At 60.1% G+C, this 6878-nt stretch carries 3 protein-coding genes and 5 pseudogenes; 3 read left to right on the forward strand and 5 right to left on the reverse strand.

Features of this window, described 5'->3' with window-relative positions; genetic code table 11:
• The 4 genes and pseudogenes from tnpC (BM228_RS32855) to BM228_RS32870 all read right to left on the reverse strand — a co-directional run.
• Positions 1 to 1001, reverse strand: a pseudogene (gene tnpC / locus BM228_RS32855) (IS66 family transposase); the annotation flags it as partial.
• Positions 1002 to 1495: 494 nt separating this feature from the next.
• Positions 1496 to 2728 (reverse strand): polysaccharide biosynthesis/export family protein, encoded by a 1233-nt coding sequence (locus BM228_RS32860; protein ID WP_092047463.1) that lies wholly within the window; start codon positions 2726 to 2728, stop codon positions 1496 to 1498.
• 602 nt (positions 2729 to 3330) lie between these two features.
• Positions 3331 to 3872, reverse strand: a pseudogene (locus BM228_RS32865) (IS630 family transposase); the annotation flags it as partial.
• Positions 3873 to 3914: 42 nt separating this feature from the next.
• Positions 3915 to 4357, reverse strand: a pseudogene (locus tag BM228_RS32870) (transposase); the annotation flags it as partial.
• Positions 4358 to 4478: 121 nt separating this feature from the next.
• Here BM228_RS32870 and tnpA point away from each other — a divergent pair.
• The 3 genes and pseudogenes from tnpA to tnpC (BM228_RS32885) form a co-directional block, all read left to right on the forward strand.
• The gene (gene tnpA / locus BM228_RS32875) at positions 4479 to 4883 is read left to right on the forward strand and encodes an IS66-like element accessory protein TnpA (protein WP_244537438.1); all 405 of its coding nucleotides are present in this window, start codon (positions 4479 to 4481) and stop codon (positions 4881 to 4883) included.
• On the forward strand, positions 4880 to 5236 hold the full coding sequence (tnpB, locus tag BM228_RS32880; RefSeq protein WP_092047465.1) for an IS66 family insertion sequence element accessory protein TnpB: 357 nt from the start codon (positions 4880 to 4882) through the stop codon (positions 5234 to 5236). The genes tnpA and tnpB overlap by 4 nt, the downstream gene beginning before the upstream one ends.
• Positions 5237 to 5304: 68 nt before the next feature.
• Positions 5305 to 6276: pseudogene (gene tnpC / locus BM228_RS32885) on the forward strand (IS66 family transposase); the annotation flags it as partial.
• Here the strand turns inward: tnpC (BM228_RS32885) and BM228_RS32890 are convergent.
• Positions 6260 to 6865: pseudogene (locus tag BM228_RS32890) on the reverse strand (DDE-type integrase/transposase/recombinase); the annotation flags it as partial. The pseudogenes tnpC (BM228_RS32885) and BM228_RS32890 overlap by 17 nt on opposite strands.
• Between the last annotated feature and the right edge of the window lie 13 nt (positions 6866 to 6878).

Genomic DNA, 6878 nt, shown 5'->3' on the forward strand with positions numbered 1-6878 from the left:
ATCCAGGCTCCGGCGCTTGGCCGAGAGCGTCGCGGCAGCCAAAGCGTTGACGCGCTCGGCCAGGGCGAACACGCTTCCCAGCCAGAGCTGCAGGCGCCAGGGGACGGGATCGTCGCTGACCTCGACGACGTAGGCGATATCGCGCGCCAGATGCGCCAAGCAGGTCTGATGCTCATCCGCGTGGCCTTGTTGGGCCGTGTAGCGATCCGAGATCCACACCGCCCGTCGGTGGCCATCCATCATCTCCCGCACCACGACAGCGCCGCGCGTCGGCGAGGCGGTGTGCACCACGGCTTGCGCCGAGTGGAGCACCCAGTGGTAAGCGTTCGAGCCCTCGATCCGCACGCCGGTCTCGTCGCAGGCGACGACCTCAGCCTTGCGCAGGGTCGCGATGGCCGCGTCGCGACCCGGGTTGAAGCAGCCCTGCGCGCGGTGGAGCAGGTTCATCAGCCCGCCCTGGCTGAGCGTCAGGCCGAACAGGTCAGAGAGCGCGGCCTACAGCCGTTCGTACGAGAGCGCCTGGAAGGTCTTCAGGTACGTCGCCACCGCATGCAGCCGTGGGCCGAAGGGCGTGCCGCGCGCCGCCTCCGGCACCGGTGCGACCACCCGCTCCCCACAGCGCGGGCAACGGACCGCGAGACGCTGGTGCTGCGTCACGATCGGCGCCACCGCGGGCAGCTCGATCGGCTCGGCGACGCTGACGACCTCTGCCGGAAGAGCGGCATGCAGGCTGGCGCCGCAGCACGCGCACGCCTCGGAACGATGCTCGACGACGGCATCGGGATCGTCGCTCACGACGCGGCTGTGACCCTCGTGACCGGACTTGGCGCCGCCCGGCTTGGAGTGCTCCCGCTGCTCCTTGCGATCCGTCGCGGGCGGCTTGGACGAGGTGCGCGACGTCTTCTCTGGCCGCTGCAGCCGCAGCACCACCTCATCTTGAGCCCGTCGAAGGATTGATCAGCTCTTCGCGGTTCAAGCCGTTCAAGGTCGCTGCGGCCTATCTCACGAGAGAATCGGCGAAACCCGTCCCGCGCAAGGGCGTGGGTAATTACACGATCTCTTCAGCCCTATGCTTCTTCCGACGCATCAAAAAATCCTCCACATGGCTCGAAGCCATACCTCAGGGAGGACCACTTTTCAGGGGGGCAGGCCAGTTCCCTTGGCCAGCAATTCCAAGGGCGGATAGCCGTCGACCCAAAGCTCTGCCTCGGAATCATCAAGATGTGCGATCGGCAGTCCGGGTGTGCGATCAGGTATACAGCCGTATGTGCACGAGGTTCGTCGATGAGATCTCATTTGCGTTCGACTAACGCTGTTTTAGTTACTTCGCGATCGCTCGACGTGTCCAGTCAACGGGTCGTAGGAAGGTTCCTGCCGACACCTGGTTTCGACTTGCGATCTTAGTTTGAGTACTGAAGGACAGCTTGCGCAAGCCGCATAAAAGTTATTGAAAGGGTATAAATCGCGAATTTGATGGCGCGCGATCTGAGTTTCGTTACTCAGTCAGCTTTATATCTAAAACGTCACCCGGCTCGATCAAGTCGTCATCCGAAGCGAAAATCGTCTTCGGACCTTCCGGGCTAAGACGATGGATTATATACGAAACATTGGAATTGAGGCCGCCGTTAGATTTGACAGTTTGTTCAACAATTTTCATTACCGAAGCCGCAGTGTTTTCTTTAGCCCGATTCTGCAGTAATTTGGCTTGTATTTGAGCTAGTTCGGTTATGGCTTCCTGCTTCATCTTAGATTGCAATTGTATCGTTTCCCGCGAAAGTTTTCCAAGTTCTTGTTGAGCTCTCAAACGCGCAAGCTGGATATCCAGACGAGTGTTTTCAAACGCAGCAGCATTTTGTTCTGCTGCCAGCTGCCTTGTTGAAACGGACAGTCCTTTCGAGACCAAATCTCGAACTTGATTCAAATCCTTCTGTGTAAGCTCGATCTGGCGATCTATAGATTGCGATTTTTTATCCAACGCCTCTATTTCCTTGGCGAGTGCCATTTTAGTCTCGCTGATCGTTTTTACCTGATAATCCAAAGATGATTTGCGTGCTTCGAAAAGCAACTCCTCAGCTTTAAATGCATTGGAATACTCAGGCTGTGATGCCATCGGCAAAAACTTATCCGCCAGCACAAATTTAATTCTTCCTTCAATCTCAGAATTCAGTCTTTCTTCCCGCATTAGAAGACCAACATTATCCCTTGTAATTAAGTTTATTTCTCCGTGCTGCGTGGTCAGGTCGCGATCAAACGAAAGGCGATTTGAAGGCGTCAAACGATAAACACCCCCCGCAATAGTTAAAGCTTGACCAGCTGTTATGTTTGGCCTGTATTCATATTCCCCAGGCTTTTCAGCTGCGCCGCCTATATAGAAAGGGCGGTATTTTGTGACTTGAACTGAAGCACTTGGTAGCTCGGCCAGTCCAATTCTTGCCTGCATTCGCTCGGCGATTAATTTACCAAGATTCTCAACGGTGATCCCATTAACTGAGATTGCGCCAAGTAAAGGCAGCGAAATTGAGCCGCCTGCGTTAACAATGATATCGCCATCGAATGCTGTCCATTGATGAGCCTCGCCTGATCCCGCTCTCAGATCGAACACTTTAATTTGTATCACATCTTGAGGTCCAAGCTTGTATTCCGACGAAGCCGCTCCTACTATCCCGTTAAGTAGTAAGAAAAAACAAGATAGTGCGATTTTTACGGTTTTCACGACTGTAATTTTCATTTATTATGCTCTCGCTGGTTGGCAGCGCCAGTTTTATTACTTGCTGCGACGCCGGTTTTCAAGCTCTCTATATAGCATCATCGGGGCTCAATCCAGCGAAGATATGATCGCTGACTCTACCAGTTTCACCCGCATTCTCGCGTTTTTTCATTTATTCAAATTTAAGACTCAATAATTATAATCTTAAAGATGGTTTATATAAATTTGAGATAAGTGCGTAGATTTATATTTTGGATCGCGATGAGCGATTATAAGCCGCACGAAAAAAAACTTAATTATACTTAAAGTTGGGTCCATTTGATTTCGAGATGAACATGCGTAACAACTCAGGTATAAATCGCAATCCCGGGATAGAGCGAATTCCTTTTTTTGCTTGCTCAGTCAAAGGATATTAAAATCTACTTCTGAGTGTTAAGATTACAAATTCTGTTAGGTCGCTGGTTCAGGTATATATACATTATTTTGCAGTTTTAAGTCGATAACCCGTCCGACACTTTTGCCTGATCTAGAAAAGCGTTTGCGGACGATCATGACTAGTGCAACGTGGAGGAAGGCTATGGCAAGAGCGAGGGTCGCTTCCTGATCATTAAAGCGGTTGCCGTTTAGGTTGGGTCATAAGCGTCATATCCGGCGGCGGCGATGTAGTTGTGGCATTCCACTGGGGTGAAGGCTGCGAAGGCCCGGGCGATGGCTGCCCGAAGGTCTGGGATGGTTCGGGCAGCGGCGGCGCGCAGCAGCGCCTTAAGCTTTGAGAAGGCCTGCTCGATCGGGTTGAAGTCGGGTGAGCAGGCTAGGAGGTAGAGGAGCCGTGCGCCGACCGCCTCGATGGCTTCGCGCACGCCAATGACTTTGTGGGATTGCAGGTTGACGAGGATAACGGTGTCACTCGGCTTGAGCACTGGGACCAGGGTGTCGGTGACGTAGGCGCCGAAGCGCGCGCCGTTGGTGGCGCCGTCGAACAGGGCGGTGGCGACCAAGCCGCTGGTGCGCAGGGCGGCGGTGACGGTGGTGGTCTTGTAATGGCCCCGGAGACGAGGAGCCGGCAGCGTTCGCCGCGTGGAGCCCAACCGTAGGTGCGGGCCATGTTCGTGGCGGTCGCCGTCTCGTCGATGAAGACGACGGCATCGGGGTCGAGGTCGAGTTGGGGGACTATTGGAAATTCCGTGTGTGGGCGGCGAGTTGAACATCAGGCGGCCATGGCCCGGGTGAAGCGCTCGCCGAAGATGATGGCGAACTGCGCCTTGGCCATGACCCACTCACGCGGGCCCATCTTCCACGCCTTCTCGGAGCGGTTCAAGACCTGGTAGAGCAGCTTTAACGCGGCCTCGTTGGTTGGGAAGTGGCCCCGGGCGCGCACGGCGTGGCGCATAGTGGCGTTCAGGGCCTCGATGGCGTTCGTCGTGTACAGGATCCGCCGGACCTCGCCCGGGAAGGCGTAGAACGGGACCACCTCGCCCCAGGCCCGCCGCCAACTCTGGGCGATGGCCGGATACTTCCGGCCCCACGCGCCCGCCTCGAAGGCAGCCAGGCCGCTTCGCCAGTGGCGGCATCGAGGGCGCGGTAGATGTCTTTCAGCGCCGCCGCCACTGCCTTGCGTTCCTTGTAGGAGGCGAAGTCCAGGCTGTATCGCCAGGACCGTCTTTGATGGAACGTAAGCGGTGTCTGAAGGACACCTTTTGCCCCGCGGCGCGGTGACGATCTACGGAGTGGGTAGGAGCTCCGTCACATGTCGATGTCAGGGCGTATGGCTATGTCGGAGCCGGTCCGGCGCCTGGAGGTGTTTACCTGGGCTGGCCGGAGACGAGCGTGGTCGGAGGATGAGAAGGCGGCCATCGTCGCCGAGAGTGATCGGCCTGGCACCTCGATCAGCGCGGTGGCCCGCCGACACGGCCTGAGTGCGTCGCAGCTGTTGTGGCGGCGTCTGGCGCGGCCGGTCGAGATGCACGACGACCAGACTACGCTTTGGTTCGTTCCGGCCGTTCTGGATGTGAGCCCGCAGCGGCCGGCGCCTGCTGAGGGCAGCCCCGAGCGGCGTGAGCCACGCAGCTGTCACGGCATCGAAGTTGAGATCGCAGGCGCCACGGTTCGCATCGCCCAGGACGCAAGCACAGTTCAGATCGCCGCGGTGATCCGGGCGCTGAAGGCTGCCGTATGATCGGGCCATCTGGCGCGGTGCGGGTGATGTTGGCCACGCGGCCGGTCGACTTCCGCAAGGGTATGGATGGACTGGCCGCTCTGGTGCGCGAGGCGATGGGCGCGGATCCGTTCTCCGGCACGGTGTACGTGTTCCGCTCGAAACGCGCCGATCGGGTGAAGCTTCTGGTCTGGGATGGAAGCAGGCTGGTCCTCGCGACCAAGCGTTTGGAGGCTGGCCAGTTCTGTTGGCCGAAGATCGAGGACGGCGTGGTCCGGCTGAGCGCGGCGCAGCTCTCGGCGCTCGTTGAAGGGCTGGACTGGAAGCGCATCCATGCGGCTCGTCCGGTCAGCGTGCCGGCGGTGGCAGGCTGAGCAAAAAGGCTGGGCAGCAGACTTCGTTGCAGTGGTAAGTCGCTGGTAGATATGCTCTAATCTACTTCGTGGCCAAGCCTGCTTCGCCCTCATCAGACGATCCTGAGACGCTCAAGGCTCTGCTTGCCGAGGAGCGCGCCGAGAACGAGCAGCTGCGCCAGATCATCCTGGCGATGCAGCGTCACCGTTTTGGACGCCGGGCTGAGAGCCTGCCCGAGGATCAGCTTCTGCTTGGGCTGGAAGAGGCCGAGCAGGTCGAGGCCGCAGGCCACGCCGCCAAAGAGGCCGAGCCGGCCAAGAAGGCGGTCCGGGTCGGCAAACGTCGCACCAACCTCGGGGCGCTCCGAGCTCATCTGCCGCGGGTCGAGACCCTCGTCGACATCGACGGCACCGCCTGCCCATGCTGCTCGGGCGCCCTGCACAAGATCGGCGAGGACGTGTCCAAGCGCCTTGACGTCGCGCCAGCGCAGTTCCGCGTGCTGGTACTCCGCCGCCCACGCTATGCTTGCCGGGCCTGCGGGGATGCGATCATGCAGGCACCCGCCCCGGGGCGGCTGATCGAGGGCGGCCTGCCCACCGACGCGTTGGTCGCACAGGTGCTGGTGTCTAAATACGCCGACCATCTGCCGCTCTACCGGCAGGCGCAGATCTTCGCCCGCCAAGGTGTCGTCCTCGATCGCTCGACCTTGGCTGACTGAGTCGGGCGCGCCGCTTTCCTGCTCCGGCCCGTGCAGGAGCGGTTGCTGGAGACGCTGAAGCGCTCGGGCAAGCTGTTTGCCGACGAGACCACGGCGCCCGTGCTCGATCCCGGGCGCGGGCGCACCAAGACCGGCCAGCTCTGGGCCTATGCCCGTGACGACCGGCCCTGGGGCGGATCCGATCCACCCGGTGTCGCCTACGTCTACGCCCCCGACCGCACCGCGAGTCGGCCGATCGCGCATCTGGCTGGGTTCGAAGGCGTGCTGCAGGTCGATGGCTTCGCGGCCTACGAGGTGCTGGCCAAGGGCGGCACGATGCCGCTGGCCTATTGCTGGAGCCATTGGTCTTCGGCGTGCAGCGGCGCGTCTTGCGATGCGGCACCCCGTGCCGCTCGGAGGCTGCCTCGGAAGCATCGGCTGTGAAGCGGGAGCCCCGGTCGGTGAGCACGTGGGTGACCCGGGAGGGGAAGGCGTCGAGTGCGTCCGTGAGGAAGGCGACCGCCGAGGCGGTGGTCTCGTCGTCCTTGACGGCGAGGTGCACGTAGCGGGAGGCGCGGTCGATGGCGACGTAGAGGTAGCGCTTGCGCGAGACGCGGTCGCGATCCTGCAGCTTGGGCAGGTGCTTCACGTCGACGTGGACGAAGCCGACCTCGTAGTCCTTGAAGGTGCCGTGCGGCTTCCGGGCCTGCTCGGCGGCCGGCAGCCGGTTCAGGCCTTCAGCCTTGAGGATGCGATAGACGGCGTCCCGGTTCAGGTGTGGCAGGAAATGGCTGATGACAAAGGTCAGCGCGTCGAGGCGAAAGCCGGTGGAGCGGCGGAGCGCGCACACGATGGCACGCTCCTCATCGCCGGCGCGCCACGCGAGCTCGTGGCGTCGCGCCGAGCGGTCTTGACAGGCATCGGGGGCGCGTTTGCGCCACTCGCGGATGGTCTAGGTTGAGAGG

It is taken from the genome of Methylobacterium pseudosasicola (assembly GCF_900114535.1).
In the GTDB taxonomy this organism is placed as follows: Bacteria; Pseudomonadota; Alphaproteobacteria; order Rhizobiales; family Beijerinckiaceae; genus Methylobacterium; species Methylobacterium pseudosasicola.